Source organism: Acidobacteriota bacterium (assembly GCA_035471785.1).
Taxonomy (GTDB): Bacteria; Acidobacteriota; UBA6911; order RPQK01; family DATIPO01; genus JANQFM01.
Genome location: DATIPQ010000083.1, coordinates 50292 through 65401, shown reverse-complemented (window position 1 = coordinate 65401; position 15110 = coordinate 50292). Strand labels below are relative to the sequence as shown.

At 61.1% G+C, this 15110-nt stretch carries 16 protein-coding genes; all 16 read left to right on the top strand.

Annotated features, from left to right (window positions below):
• The first annotated feature begins 126 nt into the window (after nucleotides 1-126).
• The 16 genes from VLU25_11880 (at nucleotide 127) to VLU25_11805 (ending at nucleotide 15057) form a co-directional block, all read left to right on the top strand.
• The gene (locus tag VLU25_11880; GenBank protein HSR68629.1) at nucleotides 127-1017 is read left to right on the top strand and encodes a chlorinating enzyme; all 891 of its coding nucleotides are present in this window, start codon (nucleotides 127-129) and stop codon (nucleotides 1015-1017) included.
• 12 nt (nucleotides 1018-1029) lie between these two features.
• A complete protein-coding gene (locus tag VLU25_11875) occupies nucleotides 1030-1884 on the top strand; it encodes an aspartyl/asparaginyl beta-hydroxylase domain-containing protein (GenBank protein HSR68628.1) in 855 nt (284 codons plus the stop codon).
• 28 nt (nucleotides 1885-1912) lie between these two features.
• The gene (locus VLU25_11870; GenBank protein ID HSR68627.1) at nucleotides 1913-2620 is read left to right on the top strand and encodes an iron-containing redox enzyme family protein; all 708 of its coding nucleotides are present in this window, start codon (nucleotides 1913-1915) and stop codon (nucleotides 2618-2620) included.
• Between the two features lie 13 nt (nucleotides 2621-2633).
• Complete coding sequence (locus VLU25_11865) at nucleotides 2634-3803, top strand: fatty acid desaturase (GenBank protein ID HSR68626.1); 1170 nt, start codon at nucleotides 2634-2636, stop codon at nucleotides 3801-3803.
• Nucleotides 3784-4599 (top strand): PhzF family phenazine biosynthesis protein, encoded by an 816-nt coding sequence (locus VLU25_11860; protein ID HSR68625.1) that lies wholly within the window; start codon nucleotides 3784-3786, stop codon nucleotides 4597-4599. The genes VLU25_11865 and VLU25_11860 overlap by 20 nt, the downstream gene beginning before the upstream one ends.
• Nucleotides 4592-5668 (top strand): amidinotransferase, encoded by a 1077-nt coding sequence (locus tag VLU25_11855; GenBank protein HSR68624.1) that lies wholly within the window; start codon nucleotides 4592-4594, stop codon nucleotides 5666-5668. The genes VLU25_11860 and VLU25_11855 overlap by 8 nt, the downstream gene beginning before the upstream one ends.
• Before the next feature lie 4 nt (nucleotides 5669-5672).
• Entirely contained in the window at nucleotides 5673-6164 is a 492-nt protein-coding gene (locus VLU25_11850) for a GNAT family N-acetyltransferase (protein HSR68623.1), read from the top strand.
• A gap of 153 nt (nucleotides 6165-6317) precedes the next feature.
• On the top strand, nucleotides 6318-7286 hold the full coding sequence (locus VLU25_11845; GenBank protein HSR68622.1) for a fatty acid desaturase: 969 nt from the start codon (nucleotides 6318-6320) through the stop codon (nucleotides 7284-7286).
• On the top strand, nucleotides 7283-8284 hold the full coding sequence (locus tag VLU25_11840; GenBank protein HSR68621.1) for a fatty acid desaturase: 1002 nt from the start codon (nucleotides 7283-7285) through the stop codon (nucleotides 8282-8284). The genes VLU25_11845 and VLU25_11840 overlap by 4 nt, the downstream gene beginning before the upstream one ends.
• Complete coding sequence (locus VLU25_11835) at nucleotides 8281-9066, top strand: formylglycine-generating enzyme family protein (GenBank protein HSR68620.1); 786 nt, start codon at nucleotides 8281-8283, stop codon at nucleotides 9064-9066. Before VLU25_11840 ends, VLU25_11835 begins: the two co-directional genes overlap by 4 nt.
• Nucleotides 9067-9072: 6 nt before the next feature.
• Nucleotides 9073-10317, top strand: a complete 1245-nt coding sequence (locus tag VLU25_11830; GenBank protein HSR68619.1) for a CmpA/NrtA family ABC transporter substrate-binding protein — start codon at nucleotides 9073-9075, stop codon at nucleotides 10315-10317.
• Complete coding sequence (gene ntrB, locus VLU25_11825) at nucleotides 10314-11174, top strand: nitrate ABC transporter permease (protein ID HSR68618.1); 861 nt, start codon at nucleotides 10314-10316, stop codon at nucleotides 11172-11174. The genes VLU25_11830 and ntrB overlap by 4 nt, the downstream gene beginning before the upstream one ends.
• Complete coding sequence (locus tag VLU25_11820) at nucleotides 11167-12129, top strand: ABC transporter ATP-binding protein (protein ID HSR68617.1); 963 nt, start codon at nucleotides 11167-11169, stop codon at nucleotides 12127-12129. Before ntrB ends, VLU25_11820 begins: the two co-directional genes overlap by 8 nt.
• A gap of 123 nt (nucleotides 12130-12252) precedes the next feature.
• Nucleotides 12253-13677 (top strand): alginate export family protein, encoded by a 1425-nt coding sequence (locus VLU25_11815; protein HSR68616.1) that lies wholly within the window; start codon nucleotides 12253-12255, stop codon nucleotides 13675-13677.
• A 139-nt stretch (nucleotides 13678-13816) separates the two neighbouring features.
• Nucleotides 13817-14683 (top strand): hypothetical protein, encoded by an 867-nt coding sequence (locus VLU25_11810; protein HSR68615.1) that lies wholly within the window; start codon nucleotides 13817-13819, stop codon nucleotides 14681-14683.
• Between the two features lie 143 nt (nucleotides 14684-14826).
• The gene (locus VLU25_11805) at nucleotides 14827-15057 is read left to right on the top strand and encodes a hypothetical protein (GenBank protein HSR68614.1); all 231 of its coding nucleotides are present in this window, start codon (nucleotides 14827-14829) and stop codon (nucleotides 15055-15057) included.
• The last annotated feature ends 53 nt before the right edge of the window (nucleotides 15058-15110 follow it).

Sequence of the window (15110 nt, the reverse complement as noted above, 5' to 3'; positions counted from 1 at the left end):
GACGTAGCGGATGGCTATCGTCGTCTGGCCTTTCATGCAGATAGCCGAGCCAGTGGCCTTGCCCTGGAGAGCAGAGGCCGGGCTGCCGCCTTCGAGGCGGACTCGGCCTGCATTCCACTGACGAGGATGAAAAAGATGATCGACTTCGAATCGGAAAGGGAGACCTTCAACCAACAGGGCTTCATCGGCCCCTTCAAACTGTGGGAGCCCGAGGCCATGAAGGTATGGTGGAAGGAGCAGCGGGCGGCGCTTCTCAACCCTGAGAACACCAAGCGGGCCGCTTTCGACAACCCGCTTAACTACGACCGCCACCTCGACATCCCGGGCTTGAGCAGGATCATCTCCGAGCCGGCCATCGTGCGGCGCTTTCAGTCCTTGATCGGCCCCGACGTGCTCTGCTGGCGCACAGAGTTCTTTCCCAAGAATCCGGGAGATGCCGGGACTGGTTGGCACCAGGTCGAAACCTACGCCATTGGCGAAGCCACCGAGGGGATGCTGAAGGCGACTACCCATTCCAACGGCGTCCCCATGGAGCTGACCGCCTGGGTGGCCTTCACCGAGGCCACCAAAGAGAACGGATGTCTGAGATTCCTGCCCGGCAGCCACCGCACCTGGTACTACGACGAGAAGCGCAGGCTGAACTGGGACGACACTCGGATCGAGAATACGTTTTTCGGCTACAGCTACGACGACGCCAAGCTCGACAAGACTTGGAATCCCGACGAGAAAGACATCGCCTACGCCGAGATGAAACCGGGAGAGTTCGTGATCTTTACCGCGCGCTGCGTTCACGGCTCGAATCCCAATACCAGCCGCAAGCAGAGGATGGGCTTCTCGATCCGGGTCATTCCAACCCACGTGAAAGTGTATGAGGGCATGACCGAGTTCGACGAGTTCGGGCATCACTTTGATCTCTCCCGCCACGGGTGCGTCCTGGTGGGCGGCAAGGATGTCTACGGTCACAACCGGGTCAAGAGCGCAAATGTCTGGGGCGAGCCTTTTACCTCCGTTGCCTGAAAGGAAGTCGCGATGCGTACACAAAGAGTCGGACGGTTGGAAATCGATTGGACCAAGGCCGATGCGGAGATTGAAAAAAGCGCCCGCCTCGCTTTCTCCGACGCTTACAGCGAATACCTGTGCGGCGGTCCTTGGAAAAGTTGCATGCTCTGGGCGGCCGGAGGCGACCGGGGCGACGGCCTGGTCACCAACTATGACTTCACGCAGCGCCCGGCGATTACCGAATACGGTCGACAACTGCCTTATCTTTCCGGGCTTGTTGAGCGGTACTTCAATCTCGATTTCCTCAACTTCGCGCGGCTGGCGGTCATATCCAACAGCGTGATCATTCCCCACAGGGATCTGCTGGAATTGGGAGAAATTCCCGAAAAGAAGCGCAACGCCCATCGCCTTCACCTGCCGCTTCTGACCAACGAGCATTGTTTCTTCATGGAGGAGAACACGGTTTACCGGATGCGGGCCGGCGAGGCCTGGTTCTTCGACGCTTCCTGCCCTCACAGCGCGGCTTCCTTTTCCCAGGACAAGCGGGTTCATCTCATGCTCGACTTCTCGGATGTGGATGACGGCCGCAAGCTGCTGCGCTTCATGCCGGAGAAAGAGGCAGGCATTCCGACCGACAGCATTTGCACCCGCCGTCCCATGAGCAGCCGGGAGCATGATTCCCTGCTGACGCTTTCAGGCGTCATTGACTTGGACAACTACCGGGACATATTCGCCGTCCTCATCAAAAGGCACTATCGCCGAGATGGCGGCGACAACTTCATTTGGAAGACGTTTCTCAAGATCGCGAAGGCCAGCGGAAACCGGGATCTCTACCAAAAGGCCTGCGAGTTGCACCGCTACTTCTTGATTGAACGGGCCGCTTGAGGAGCCCTGAAAGGAGACTTGAAGGAAAATGGAAAGCAAGCACAACTCTCACACCTTGACGAACCGTTTGGAGGAGAACTCCGTGCGCCGCCGTTTCGTCGGCCACGACTTCTTCCGGCGCGTGGCCGAGGCGCCGCTGGCGGTCGACAAGGCCGCTGTGATCGTGGGGCAGTGGTGGCATCCGCTGCATTACTTCCCCACCTTCCTGGCTCGCTGCATCGCGGTGCTTCCCGATATCGAATCGAAGAGCGCCATCTCGCGGATACTCGCTCAAGAGGCGGGCGGAGGAAATGTCGGCCGGGCTCACGAAGTGGTCTACATTCACACCATGGAGCGGGCCGGATTCAGCCGCCGGCAAATCACCGGACAAGCTCCCTTTCGGGAGACGGCGGCGCTGGTGGAGGGCTATCGACGGGGTTCTCGCGACCGCTGTTCAGCCCTCGGGTCCATCTTCGCCACCGAAGTGACGGATCTTTTGATGGTCTCGGCCATCGGCAAGGCGGTCGCGGGCGCGACCGGGGTCACCGACCTGGAATGGGTGGAGATTCATGTCGAGCAGGAACCTGATCACGTCGAGGAAGCCAACCACACGATGATGCACGACTTCAGCGCGGCCGAGGAGGGTCTGGTCCTGGAGAGCGCAGAAGAGATGTGGCGGTTGTGGGAGGGATTTTTCAACCGTCTCGGCAAGGAGATTTCCGCGTCTTCTCATGGGCGCCACAAGATTCCTGCCTAAGCGGAGGCTGAGAATGTCTGACGCAATCGATGTGCGGGAGTCGTTCCTGCGCTTCCCGGCTTGGACGCAGCATTTCTGGACTTGGTTCACCGGCAAGGCGTTGCCCCGCCAGCAGCCGCTGATCCGTCATACCTGGTTCAGCTACCTGGTCCTCATATTAGCGATCTACTTTGCAGGACTGTCGCTCTCGGTAGTGGCGGTTTCGCTCCGCTTTCAGTTTTGGTACCTGGCCCTGCTGGCAGGTTGGATTCTAACTCTGTCGGCAGCCCGCAGCATGATACTGGTCATCGCTCACCAGTGCATTCACAAGCGGTTTTCAGGAAACGGAAAACGCGACAACCTTGTGGGCGAGATGGTCACGGTGCTCACCTTCTATCAGGATGCCGACACCTTTCGCGTCGAGCACTTTCACTCCCATCATCGGGAAGCCGTCTTCGCTACCCACGAGGATCCTCCGGTGCAGGTTCTGCTGGGTCTCGGATTCCGGCCCGGCATGACCAGGCGGCGGCTTTGGCTGCAGGCTCTTCTGGTGTTCTTTTCTCCCGCCTTCTACCTACGCGGATTCGTCGACCGGCTGTGGTGCAATCTGGTCAAGGGGACCTGGAGGCGGGTCGGCTTCCTTTCCTGGGCCGCCTTCTGGCTCTCGCTGCCGATCTGGCTTCCCCACGGCGGGACGGTCTTGCTGCTGGCTTTCTTGATTCCGGTCATCCTGCTGGCGCAACTGAGCGCCCTGCTCGACAAGCTGGGGGAGCATGCCTGGCTGACCCAGCGCGATCCCAGGCATGGCACCCGCTACTATCACGTGGCCGCGACCTGGGGACGGTTCTGCGGACGCGCCGTGCCCTCGGCCTCCCCGTGGAAGCCGAGGGGCCTGGCTTCCTGGCTGGCCTGGAGCGCCTCCATGTTGTTTTATCATCTGCCCTCGCGGCTTCTGGTGGTGGTCGGCGACCTGCCCAACCACGATTTCCATCATCGTTATCCGGCCACTCCCGACTGGATGATTGCGGCTTATGGCAGACAGCGTGACATCGACAACGGTCTGAACGGGGGGCCGCCCTATTCCGAAGTCTGGGGATTGGGCCAGGCTATCGACCGGATGTTCCTGGGAATGAGCCAAGCGGATGCCCACCAGCCGGGGCGGGCTCGCGCGGAAGCGATTCTTCATGCAAGCCTGGATAGCTGAAACCTTCGCCGACCAACGTTTCGCGGGTAATGACGCGGCAGTGGTCGCGGCCGAGAGTTTTCCTGCCACCCGGCGGATGCAATCGATTGCCTTGGGCCTGGGCCTGCCCACTACGGCCTTCCTGGTCGGGGACGGCGGCAACTATCGCATTCGTTGGTTCACCCCCCGCAAAGAGCTGAACCTGTGCGGCCACGCCACTATCGCAAGCGCCTGCTACTTGTACGAGGTGGCGGGGGTGAGACGCTCTTCCAAATTATGCTTCCGCACCTGCAGCGGTCCCCTCTACGCCCGGCTCAGAGACGGCTTCATCTCGCTCGACCTGCCTCGGCTTGAGGTGGCTGCCTGTCCTCCTCCCCAGGGGTTGAGAGAGGCCCTGGGCGTCGAGATGGTCCAATGCGCCCGGTCGATCGACGACATCGTGATCGAATTGCACAACGAGGAGGCGGTGGCATCCCTTCGGCCGGACTTCGCTGCACTGGCCCAGATCGAATGCCGCGGCCACGTCGTCACCGCCAGGGCCGGCGCCCAGGATGCAGACTTCGTCTCGCGGTCGTTCTTTCCCGCCTTGGGGGTCGACGAAGACCAGGTTTGCGTCTCAGCCCATTGCAAGCTGGGGCCCTACTGGGGCGAACGGCTGCACAAGAGCCGGCTGGCCGCACTTCAGTTGTCGCCGAGGGGAGGCCGGCTGCTGGTCGAACTCGCCGGTCAACGCGTCAAGGTCGCAGGGCAGGCCCGCATCCGCGAGCGGGTTTCCGTTAGTGTTGGTGCGGCCCTCTGCGGAGGGCGCCATGGCTAGCCCCGGTTGTCCCGTCAACTGCCACAACGAGTGGGATCTTCTTGAAGAGGTCATTGTCGGCGTGGTGGACGGAGCCAGGTTTCCGCCCTGGCACGTTTCTGTCCGGGCGCCGCTTCCTCACCATCAGCGCGCGCTTTTCCGCGCCCGCTCCGGCAGGCCCTTTCCGGCCGAGCGAGTAGCTGCCGCCAAGAGGGATCTGGAAGAATTGGTCCACATTCTGCGCGCGGAAGGAGTCAATGTGCGCCGCCCCGAGCCGCAGGCCCTTCACCGTACCTATGGGGCCCCCGGCTGGACCAGCACGGGACTCTACGACGCCATGCCCCGGGACGTGTTGCTGGTGCTGGGCAACGAGATTCTGGAATGTCCTCTGGCCTGGCGCTCGCGCTACTATGGAACCTCCGCCTTCAGGCCTCTTCTCAAGGAGTATTTTTGCCGCGGGGCCGGATGGACAGCCGCACCCAAGCCCGAACTGCGGGACGAACTCTACGATGAGGGCTGGGAGGAGCCACAAGAGGACGAGCCGCCGCGCTACGTCATCAACGAATTCGAACCGACTTTCGAAGCGGCTGACTTCATCCGCTGCGGATGCGACATCATCGCGCAGAAAAGCAACGTCACCAACGATTTCGGCATCGAGTGGCTTCGCCGTCACCTTGACGGCAAGTACCGGCTTCACGTCTTCGAGTTCAATGACACTCACCCCATGCACATCGACGCCACCCTGATGCCGTTGTCTCCCGGCAAGCTGCTCATTAACCCCGAGCGCGTGCCGCAAGTGCCCTCCATCTTCAAGGGATGGGACGTCTTGCGCGCTCCGCGGCCGGTGTTTCCCCGCACTCATCCTCTTTACATGTCGAGCGGATGGATCAATATGAACGTCCTCATGCTCGACCAGGAGCGGGTGATTGTTGAACGCAGCGATGAACCGATGATCAAGGCCCTGACGGATTGGGGATTCAAGCCCGTCCTCTGCAATTTCCGAGATTTCAACAGCTTCGGCGGATCGTTCCACTGCGCCACCCTGGACGTGCGCCGCCGTGGAGAGCTGCAGTCTTACCTGGCATCATAGGCTTCTGGTGAAGAAAAAACTCATACTGCGCGAAATAGACGAAGACGATCTTCCCGTCTTCTTCCTGCAGCAGCGCGATCCCGACGCCAGACATATGGCCGCCTTCGTCCCCAAGTCGCCACATGACGAGGAGGCCTTCATGAAACGCTGGAAGAAGATCTTGGCCGACGATTCGGTGATCAAGAGAACCATCGACGTGGACGGCGAGGTGATCGGAATGATCTCCTGCTTTGAACGCGAGGGAACTCCCGAGGTGACCTACTGGCTGGGTAAAGAGCACTGGGGTAAAGGCTTCGCCACCCGCGCCTTGAAGCTCTTGCTGGACTTGGTCCCGAAGCGGCCCTTGTATGCCCGTACCGCCAAAGACAACCGGGCTTCCGTCCGGGTCCTTGAAAAGGGAGGCTTTTCCCTGGCAGGAGAGGAAAAGGCCTTCGCCAACGCCCGCGACAAAGAAATCGACGAATGGATCTACAAGCTCGAGCCGGACCGAGACTGAACCTTCTTCCTCAGCCTCCTTTTTCATTCGTCCTTGCGGGAACGGCGCTTGATACGTGCCGGCAACGAAACGAGACCAGTCCGCCGCTAACATTCTTCCCGGTTCTGAGAATTCTTCAAGGTTAGCCGAGACTTAGTGGAGAGAAGTATCGTGATGAGGCTATGCAGGTTTACGCCGCGAGACGCCATTCTGGCGGGGCTCAGCGTCGCCCATCTGACATTGACCTTGACGCTTGCCCTGACCTGGAGGGACGGCTCCGCTGTCACCCGTTTTGCAGGCTTGCCCGTGGTGGTGCTGATGACCGTCTACAACATCATCGTCATCTCTCATGTCTTCACCCACCAGGCTTGGTTCCGGTCCCCTTTTCTCAACCGGTTGGTTTCCATGCTCAATTCCCTCAACATCGCTCAGTCGGTGAAGGCGTATGAGCTTTTTCACGTGCGCAACCACCATCGCTACCACAACGACCGCAAAAGGGCGGACGGCACTACCGGGGACTTCTCTTCGACTTTTCGCGACGGCGAGGGAGACGACCACGCAGGGCTGCTGCGATACGCATTTTGGGGAGCCGCGACGACGCTCTTAGGCGTGGGCCGGGCTCTGCTCTCGGTCTTGCGGCTGTGGCGTGTGGGCGGACGCGAGTCGGAACTCCGCTCGCTGCTGTCGCGGAATCCTCTTAAGAGGCGTGCCGAACAACGCCAGATCCAGCTCGATAGGATGGCTCTGAGCGTCGGCATCGTCCTCTTTCTGGCCCTTGACTGGCAATGGGCGGTCTTTGTTTACCTGCCGGCTCTCTACCTGTCTTTCGCTCTCGTCAACGTGCAAAACTATTACGAGCATTACGGCGCCTCGCCGGAAGACCGTTATGCCAACTCGGTAAGCTACTATGGCCGACTTTATAATCTTCTGACTTTCAACGACGGCTATCACCAGGAACATCATCTAAGCCCCCAGGCTCACTGGAGCCGCCTTCCCCAGATCCGCGCCGGTGGGCTTAGCCAGGCCCAAGGCAAACACCACTTGGTCTCGCCGGTACCGGCTTTGCTCGGGTTCCTTCACCGCGGGCGGGCAGTCCGGTGGCGTGAGAGGCCGGCTGTCAGGCAAGTCAGGAGGGGGGCATGAGCTCGGCTCAAGGGAAGGCTCAGCCGGCCAGGCGACATCGTTTCTCGAAGGAGATCCTGAAAGCCGTCAGGTCTCATTCCCGATTAGACAATTGGCACGGCCCGCTGGAAATCGCCGAGCACTGGCTCGTCATCGGCTTCTGGATTTGGATTTCCCTCTATGCCTGGCGCGTGCTGCATCCCGCCGTTGCCTTGCTTGTCTTCCTGCCGGCGGTCTTCTTTATCGGAGGGCGGCAGCGGGCGCTGGCGGGGGTGCTCCATCAAGCCTGTCACGGCACGCTGATGTCGAACAAGACTCTGGGGCGCCTGCTGGGGACGCTTCTGGGTGGATATCCCGTACTTCAGAGCTACACGGGGTATTGGGCGTCTCACCTGCGCGATCACCACGGCCGCTTGGGCGATCCCCGCCGCGATCCCGACTACCAGCAGTACCAGCGCTACGGATTGTGCGGCCACAACCTCGAGCGGGGAGCCTTGCGCCGCCATCTGCGCTCCATCGCCGGCCCGCGCACCACGCTTTCCTATATCTCCCATCTCCTGCGCTACAGGATTTGGAACCCTGAGGAGCGGCGCCGCGAGTCTCTGATAAGGCTCCTCTTCTTCGCCGCCGCCATAGTCCTGGCCGTATTCGGAGGCTGGCTGGACATTCTCGCCGCCTATTGGTTGCTGCCGCTGATCACCACCCAGGTCTGGATCGGGATGCTGGCGGAACTGATGGAACACTATCCGCTGGTCGAATCGGCCAATCCGCGGCTCGACCTGTACATGTCCTGGAACCGCGATTCAAACTGGTTTGAGAGGTTCATCCTGGGCGAGAAGAAGGGCGAGGGCTTTCACTTGGTCCACCACCTTTTCCCTTACGTTCCCTTATGGAGGCTGGAAGAGGTGGACCGCGTGCTGGCGCGGGATCCAGTCTACGCCTCACTGCCACGGCTGGAAGGGGCGTTGCAGGCTTTGGGGAGCATCTCACAGGCCTTGCCGGCGCGGAGGCAATCATGAGCCGTTGGAGTTTCCATGGCGGCAGCGATCAGTATGGCGAATATGTCGAATTCAATGTAGGCCGTGCTCTGGCGCGGATGCGGTTGGTGAAACCCGGTCGGTTCATGATGGGTTCGCCCGATTCTGAGCCGGGACGCATGGCTCACGAAGTGCTGCACCCGGTAACCATCACCAAGCCCTTCTTCCTGTCGGATACTGCCTGTACCCAACTGCTTTGGCAGGAAGTGATGGGATCAAACCCCTCCTGGTCGAAGGCCGAAAACAAGCCCGTCGAGCAACTGAGCTGGAACGACACCCAGGAGTTCGCACGGACCATCAACCGGGGCCTCGACGGCTGGAGGTTTCGGCTGCCCACCGAAGCGGAATGGGAGTATGCCTGCCGAGCAGGCACTCAGACTCCCTTTTCCTTCGGAGAGAACATTACCACCGACCAAGTCAACTACAACGGCAACTTCCCTTACCCGGGCGGAGAGAAGGGGATCTACCGAGATGAAACCGTCGAGGTCAGGTCTCTGCCTCCCAATGCCTGGGGCTTTTTCGAAATGCACGGCAATGCCTGGGAGTGGATCCAAGACATCTATCAGGAAGACCTAGGCACCGCACCCGCGGTCGACCCCCAAGGTGCCCCGGAGGGCGAGTTCAAGGTCATGCGCGGCGCCTGCTGGGTCGACCCGGCCGAGACTACCCGTTCGGCCGATCGCGACATCGGCAAGACGATGCTGCGCTTCCCTTTCTTGAGCGTCCGTTTCGCGGCCGACCCTGTTCCATTCAATGGAGGTTGAAGACTGATGAGCAAATCATGTGACCGGAGGGCCTTCTTAAAACTCGTCGGCGCCGGCGCCGGCGGGGCCATGCTGTCGTCCTGCGGAAACAGCGGCGATTCGGGTCCTGCTGCGCAGAGTCCCGGCCAAGTGCTGGGTGTCCGCGACGTCGGCGTTCTGAGCGACATCGAAAAGAGGAAGCTGCGGGTCGGCTTCATCCCCATCACCTGCGCGACTCCCTTCATTATGGCCAAGCCGCAGGGCTTCTATGCCAAGCATGGCCTCGACGTGAGCCTCGTCAAGTTCTCCGGCTACGCCGAGATCAGGGACTCTCTCATCGCAGGCGAAATCGATGCCAGCCATATGCTCTCGCCCATGCCTCTGGCCATCACCCATGGGGTGGGATCGGCCGCCGTGCCGACCCGTCTTGCCGTAATCGGCAACGTGAACGGCTGTGCCATCACGATGGCCAAGCGGCACCGGGATATGCCTGCCACCGCCGAGGGGTTTCGGGGCAAGGTGTTGGCGGTGGCCTTCGAATACTCGATGCCCAACTACCAGCTGCGCAACTACCTGGCCGGTCTAGGCCTTGATCCAGACAACGACGTCGACATCCGCGTCATGCGTCCGCCCGACATGCTGGCCAATCTCATTTCGGGCAATATCGACGGTTTTCTGGGGCCCGATCCTCCCAATCAGAGGGCGGTCTACGAGGGCGCCGGATTCCTGCACAAGCTGACGGTCGACCTCTGGGAAGGACATCCCTGTTGCGGATTCGCCGTGCTTGACGATTTCGCCGTCTCCTATCCGAATACTTACAGGGCCTTGTTACGGGCTGTCAGCGACGCCGCTTTGTGGGCTCACGAGCCGACACACCGCGCCGACATCGCCGCCGTCCTTGCGCCCTCCGAGTACCTGAATCAGCCCGAATCAGTGGTAAGGGCCGTGCTTACGGGGCAATTTGAAGACGGCTTGGGCGCGACCCGCTCGGTTCCCAACCGCATCGACTTCGATCCCTATCCGTGGCAGAGCTTCGGCGTCTGGATGGCCACCCAGATGGTGCGTTGGGGATACGTGCCCAAAGAGCGTCTCGAGACCCCCGCCGATTTCGAAGCCTATGTGAGGCCGGTCTTCGATACCTCGGCTTCGCGGGAGGCTCTGCAAGCCTTGGGAGCGACTGCGCCCAGCGAGGTCTTCAAACCGGTGATGATCGAGGGACGCCCCTTTGACGCCCGCGACCCGCTCTCCTGGACGGAAAGGACGCTCACGTGAAGAAACGCAGCTCGGGGGCGATCCGGAGGGCGCGTTTTCATACCCTCCTGACCGACCTGGAAAGATGGCCGGGTTCGATCCTGCAGCGGAAGCAGGTTCGGTCCTTTGCCCTCTTTCTGGTGATTCTCGCTGCCTTCCTGGTGGCTTGGGATCTGGCCGTCCGCTTTCGGCTGGTGCTGACTCTGGCCCCTTCCCCCTATCAGGTCTGGCAACAAGCTGTCGAAATCTTCTCGCAGCCGTTCTTCAGACGGGGCGTGAATCATGTCGGAATCGGCTGGCACCTGCTGGCTTCACTCCGCAGGGTCGCCATCGGGTTCCTGCTGGCGGCGGCGACGGCGGTGCCGCTGGGGTTTCTCATCGGCAGGTCCCCCACCCTGGCCCGGGCTGTGGATCCCTTTGTCCAGGTGCTCAAGCCCGTTTCGCCCCTGGTCTGGCTCCCCATCGGTCTGGCCCTGCTGGGCAAGTCCGAACCGACCTCGGTATTCGTCATTTTCATGTCTTCGCTGTGGCCGTTGCTGCTGAATACGGTTGCGGGAGTGCGCTCGGTTCCCGCCCAATACTGCGATTTGGCCCGAACCCTTGGCGCCAAGCGCTCCACCGTGTTGCGCCGGATCGTGCTTCCCTCGGCTTTGCCCGGAATCGTAACCGGTCTGCGCATCTCGCTGGGCATCGCCTGGCTGGTGATCGTGGCCGCCGAGATGCTGGTCGGAGGGCGCGGCATCGGATATTTTGTCTGGAACGAGTGGAACAACCTCAACGTAGCCAGCATCGTGGTCGCCATCTTGGCGACGGGAGCTACAGGGCTCGTCCTGGACCGCCTCGTGCAGAGGCTGGAAGGGATGGTCAGCTATGAATGACGGCTACCTGGCCCTCTCCGGGATCAGCAAGAGCTTCACCGCCCGCGGAGTCACTACCCAGGTTCTGGACGGGATCGACCTGAGGGTGGCTGATCGAGAGTTCGTTGCGCTGATCGGCTCCTCGGGCTGCGGCAAGTCGACGCTCATTAACATCATCGCCGGACTCTTGACCTTTGACGAGGGATATCTGTCGCTGGGCGGACGCCCCATCAGCGGGCCGGGCGCCGATCGAGGCGTGGTCTTCCAGGACGATGTTCTGCTGCCGTGGCTGACCGCGCTCGATAATCTGTGTTTCGCACTGGACTGCACCATGTCGGCGGCCTCAGTCCGACAGCGGAGGCGGTTAGCGGGCAAGTACTTGAGGCTGGTGGGCCTGGCCGAAGCCTTCGACAAGAAACCCAACCAGCTCTCGGGCGGCATGCGGCAGCGTGTCTGCATCGCACGGGCCTTCGCAATCCAACCCAGAGTCCTTTTGCTGGACGAGCCCTTCGGCGCTTTAGATGCTCTTACCCGCCTGACGCTCCAAGATCAGCTTCTCCAGGTTTGGGAAGCGGAACGCAAGATAGTGGTCATGGTTACCCACGACGTCGATGAGGCCATCAAGCTTTCCGACCGCATCCTGGTCATGAGCGACGGGCCGTCGGCCAAGATCAAGCAGGAGGTCGCCGTCCCCTTCCGGCGGCCGCGTGACATGGGACGGCTGCTTCGTGAGCCCCGCTTTTACGAACTGCGGGCCGCTTTGCTTTCGATGCTGCAAGGGGAGGGCGGATTCAGGCCCGGCAGCCCGGCCGACGGAATCCATTCCAGGATACCCGGTCAGGAGAGGATCGGGGCCGATGCCGCGCTGCTGGCCAGCGCGGCCAGAGCCGGACATTCCTCCAATGACGCATTGGGCTTTGGAGGCGAGATGAGGTACAAAGTTCCTTCTCCCAACTCCGAAGACCAGTCTGAGTAAGACACCTGTCTCGATGCTGATCGGATCAGAAGCTGAAGCGAGATGACGGATGCTACTCGGCCTCGGGATTCCAAGACGACGGTAGATCATGCACAAAGAGGCTTCAATTGCCGAGGAGGAGGCATGAAAAGGAAGTCGGTCAACGCCTCCGCTTTTCGATGCTGGTTGGCCATGATCGTCATATCGCTCTGCATCCGAGGCGTTGTCGCCATTGCCCAGGAGGAACCGGTCACCGAATCGCCCGATAGGATCGGCCCCCCGAAGGAGATGGCTTCAGCCGGCGCTGGGGCGGAGAGCCTCGGCACTCCGGGTCCGCGACCGGTTGCACCCTCGCTGAGCGCCTCCGCCACTCTTCGTGCCCGCTTCGAAATCAAACGCGGAGTCAGGTTCGATGAGGCCCAGGCGGCCGCCGACGAAGATTTTACGCTTTCTCGTTTGCGGCTCCATCTGACCTGGGCTCCCGCCCGCTGGGAGGGCCGCTTGGCGGCTTTTATCGAACTCCAGGACGCGCGCATCTGGGGCGAGGACTTCATCGACGAAAAGGCAGTCCCCAACCTTACCTCCGATCAACTCGACATCCACCAGGCCCATCTGGACGTCGGTTTGGCTCCCGACAGCCGTTTGCCTGCCAAGCTCCGCGTCGGCCGCCAAAAGCTGAACCTGGGCGCACAGAGACTGGTCGCATCGCTGGAATGGGCCAATACCGCCCGTGTTTGGGACGGAGCCCGGCTTACCCTTGGCGACCCGCAAAGGCGTGGAGTCGATTTCTTTGCGACCCGTCTGGTTCCTGTCAGGCCGGACGCCTTCAATGACCATGCGCCGACCGGCAGCCGAATGTTCGACAGCCAGCTTCACGGCGTCTACTTTACGGACAAGACCTTGATCCGGGACGCTCAGCTCGAGGCCTATTGGCTGATGCGCTTTCAAGGCGCCGCCGGCGACAACGTCCATACTTTTGGCCTGCGTGCCGCATGCCTTCGCCCTCAATGGGATGCCGATATGGAGGTCGCCCGCCAGTTCGGCACCTTCGGCGGCCAGGAGCACAGGGCCATGATGCTGCATGTGGGAATCGGACATACGCTCAAGGCCGTGCCCAATTCTCACATCGGGGCGGCTTACAATTTCGGAAGCGGAGACCGCAACGCCTCTGACGCCCGCCACGAGACCTTCGACAACCTCTTTCCCCTCAACCACGCCTATTACGGCCACATGGACTTTTTCGCGCTTCAGAATCTTCACAATGCGGAACTCGTCTTCAAGACCCGTCTTTCACGCCGGGTTTCTCTGCGGGCGGCTTACCAGCGGTTCTACTTGGCTCAGGAGGATTCCGATGCCTGGTACGATGCCGGCGGCCGCGTCTTTCAACAGCCGGCTGGCGACCTCTCTCCAGACGCAGGGAGCGAAATCGACCTCACGCTCAGCTTCGATGTGAGTCGCTTCAAACTGGTGGTCGGCCACAGCCGCTTCTTCACCGGACAATATCTGCGCGATGCCGGCACCTCCACCCAAAGCCACTTTTCCTATGCCCAGATGGAAGTCGGCTTCTGAATCCTTTCTGCCTTGCCCGCAACGCCTGCGGACACGGTCCTGCAACGGGCCGGGAGCGGATTGGCGGCTACCGTAATCCCAGTCCCCTAAAGGCGGCTGAACGACCATCGCCGGCAACCGGAAAGCAAGCAGTATGCGAATGCAGAGCATCGTCCGAAATTCTGATTTCCCCGCATCCTACGATCTGGACATGCTGGAGCGTGCCTATTGTCAGGCCCGCTCGCAGGAGGAAAAATGTGAACTGGAACAAGCGATCAAGGAACGAGGCGGGCCTGATCACTTCCACCACCTGGATGCGGCTTGCCTGTTCGTGTCCCGAGTTCAGTCCTCTGCCGACTATGGGAAGGTCCGCAAGGCCCGCGAATTCTTCGCCCGCCATCAGGCGCTCGGGCTTAGTCCCTTTCAACTTCGCGGCTGCAGGACGGTAGAGCAGATGGAAGGGGTCCTCGCCCTGCAAAGCCGGCTTGCCGGCGGCGACCTGGAGGGCTTTTACCAGGGCGGCGTGAGCCTGCTCGGGCTGGGCGGCTGTTCCGTCATCGTCAAACGAGGCATGTGGGAGGTGTTGGGAGGCACGGCGCTGCACCTTCTGGAGGGCGAAGAAGAACTGATCAAGGTCGGCGGCTACTTCAGATGGAAGGAATGCAGGCCCGAAACGACGGTAGTCAGTATTCAAGGCACCCAGGGGACGCAGGCCGCCCAAGGGGCCGTCTGGAAGCGGCTTGGCATCCACCCCGGAAATGCCCTGCTGCTGCTCTACCTGCAAGTGAGCCGGCTGCTGGGACAAAAGAGGGTCCGGATACGCAGCAGCGCCAGCGTTGAATACAACCAGATGCAGGAAGACAGCGATCTCTACCTAATCCCTCGCAATTACTTCCGCCTCAAGGCGGATGCGGAGACGGGACTCTACCAACTCGATGCGGCGCAACGCGACCGCATTCTCGACAAGTTCTCAGGTAAGCACGCCATACTCGCCGATGCCTTCGCCGACTTGTCGGCGCGCCTGTGAAGGCGGCCCTGCTCAGGGGCTTTCTCGCAACGCCCAGGGATATGGCAGGGCAACGATCGGGGACCAACCCGCCATCTATCATTTTTGCAACGTAATGGGGGCCAGTTCGGCCTCCAAGAACAACCCCAAAAAGGAGTAACAAGATGTTAATCGGAAGCCTAACGGACATTGAAGAATTCAGCAGGCTGGAGCAAAGCCGACGCGACAACGCTTTGCAGGCCATGCTGGATGAGTTCAGGGTCAACCCGGTCATCGACAAGGAGGTCCGCGGCAACAAGGTCATCATGCAAGAGCTGGCCAAGGCGGTCAATCGTACGATTGATCCGGCAGCCGATCCTGAAGTCGCCGTCAAGCGTCTGCGGTCCAAACGCTGATGTTCGACCTGAGGATGGAGGGCGATGACCAATGCCGCCCTCCATCCTCTCCG

Bases quoted from the DNA above. Each gene is read 5' to 3' on its own strand.
- VLU25_11845 (HSR68622.1), top strand. From the start codon at position 6,318: ATGAGGCTATGCAGGTTTACGCCGCGAGACGCCATTCTGGCGGGGCTC.
- VLU25_11840 (HSR68621.1), top strand. From the start codon at position 7,283: ATGAGCTCGGCTCAAGGGAAGGCTCAGCCGGCCAGGCGACATCGTTTC.
- VLU25_11820 (HSR68617.1), top strand. From the start codon at position 11,167: ATGAATGACGGCTACCTGGCCCTCTCCGGGATCAGCAAGAGCTTCACC.
- VLU25_11870 (HSR68627.1), top strand. From the start codon at position 1,913: ATGGAAAGCAAGCACAACTCTCACACCTTGACGAACCGTTTGGAGGAG.
- VLU25_11815 (HSR68616.1), top strand. From the start codon at position 12,253: ATGAAAAGGAAGTCGGTCAACGCCTCCGCTTTTCGATGCTGGTTGGCC.
- VLU25_11805 (HSR68614.1), top strand. From the start codon at position 14,827: ATGTTAATCGGAAGCCTAACGGACATTGAAGAATTCAGCAGGCTGGAG.
- VLU25_11810 (HSR68615.1), top strand. From the start codon at position 13,817: ATGCAGAGCATCGTCCGAAATTCTGATTTCCCCGCATCCTACGATCTG.
- VLU25_11830 (HSR68619.1), top strand. From the start codon at position 9,073: ATGAGCAAATCATGTGACCGGAGGGCCTTCTTAAAACTCGTCGGCGCC.
- VLU25_11865 (HSR68626.1), top strand. From the start codon at position 2,634: ATGTCTGACGCAATCGATGTGCGGGAGTCGTTCCTGCGCTTCCCGGCT.
- VLU25_11835 (HSR68620.1), top strand. From the start codon at position 8,281: ATGAGCCGTTGGAGTTTCCATGGCGGCAGCGATCAGTATGGCGAATAT.
- VLU25_11875 (HSR68628.1), top strand. From the start codon at position 1,030: ATGCGTACACAAAGAGTCGGACGGTTGGAAATCGATTGGACCAAGGCC.
- VLU25_11880 (HSR68629.1), top strand. From the start codon at position 127: ATGAAAAAGATGATCGACTTCGAATCGGAAAGGGAGACCTTCAACCAA.
- VLU25_11860 (HSR68625.1), top strand. From the start codon at position 3,784: ATGCAAGCCTGGATAGCTGAAACCTTCGCCGACCAACGTTTCGCGGGT.
- VLU25_11855 (HSR68624.1), top strand. From the start codon at position 4,592: ATGGCTAGCCCCGGTTGTCCCGTCAACTGCCACAACGAGTGGGATCTT.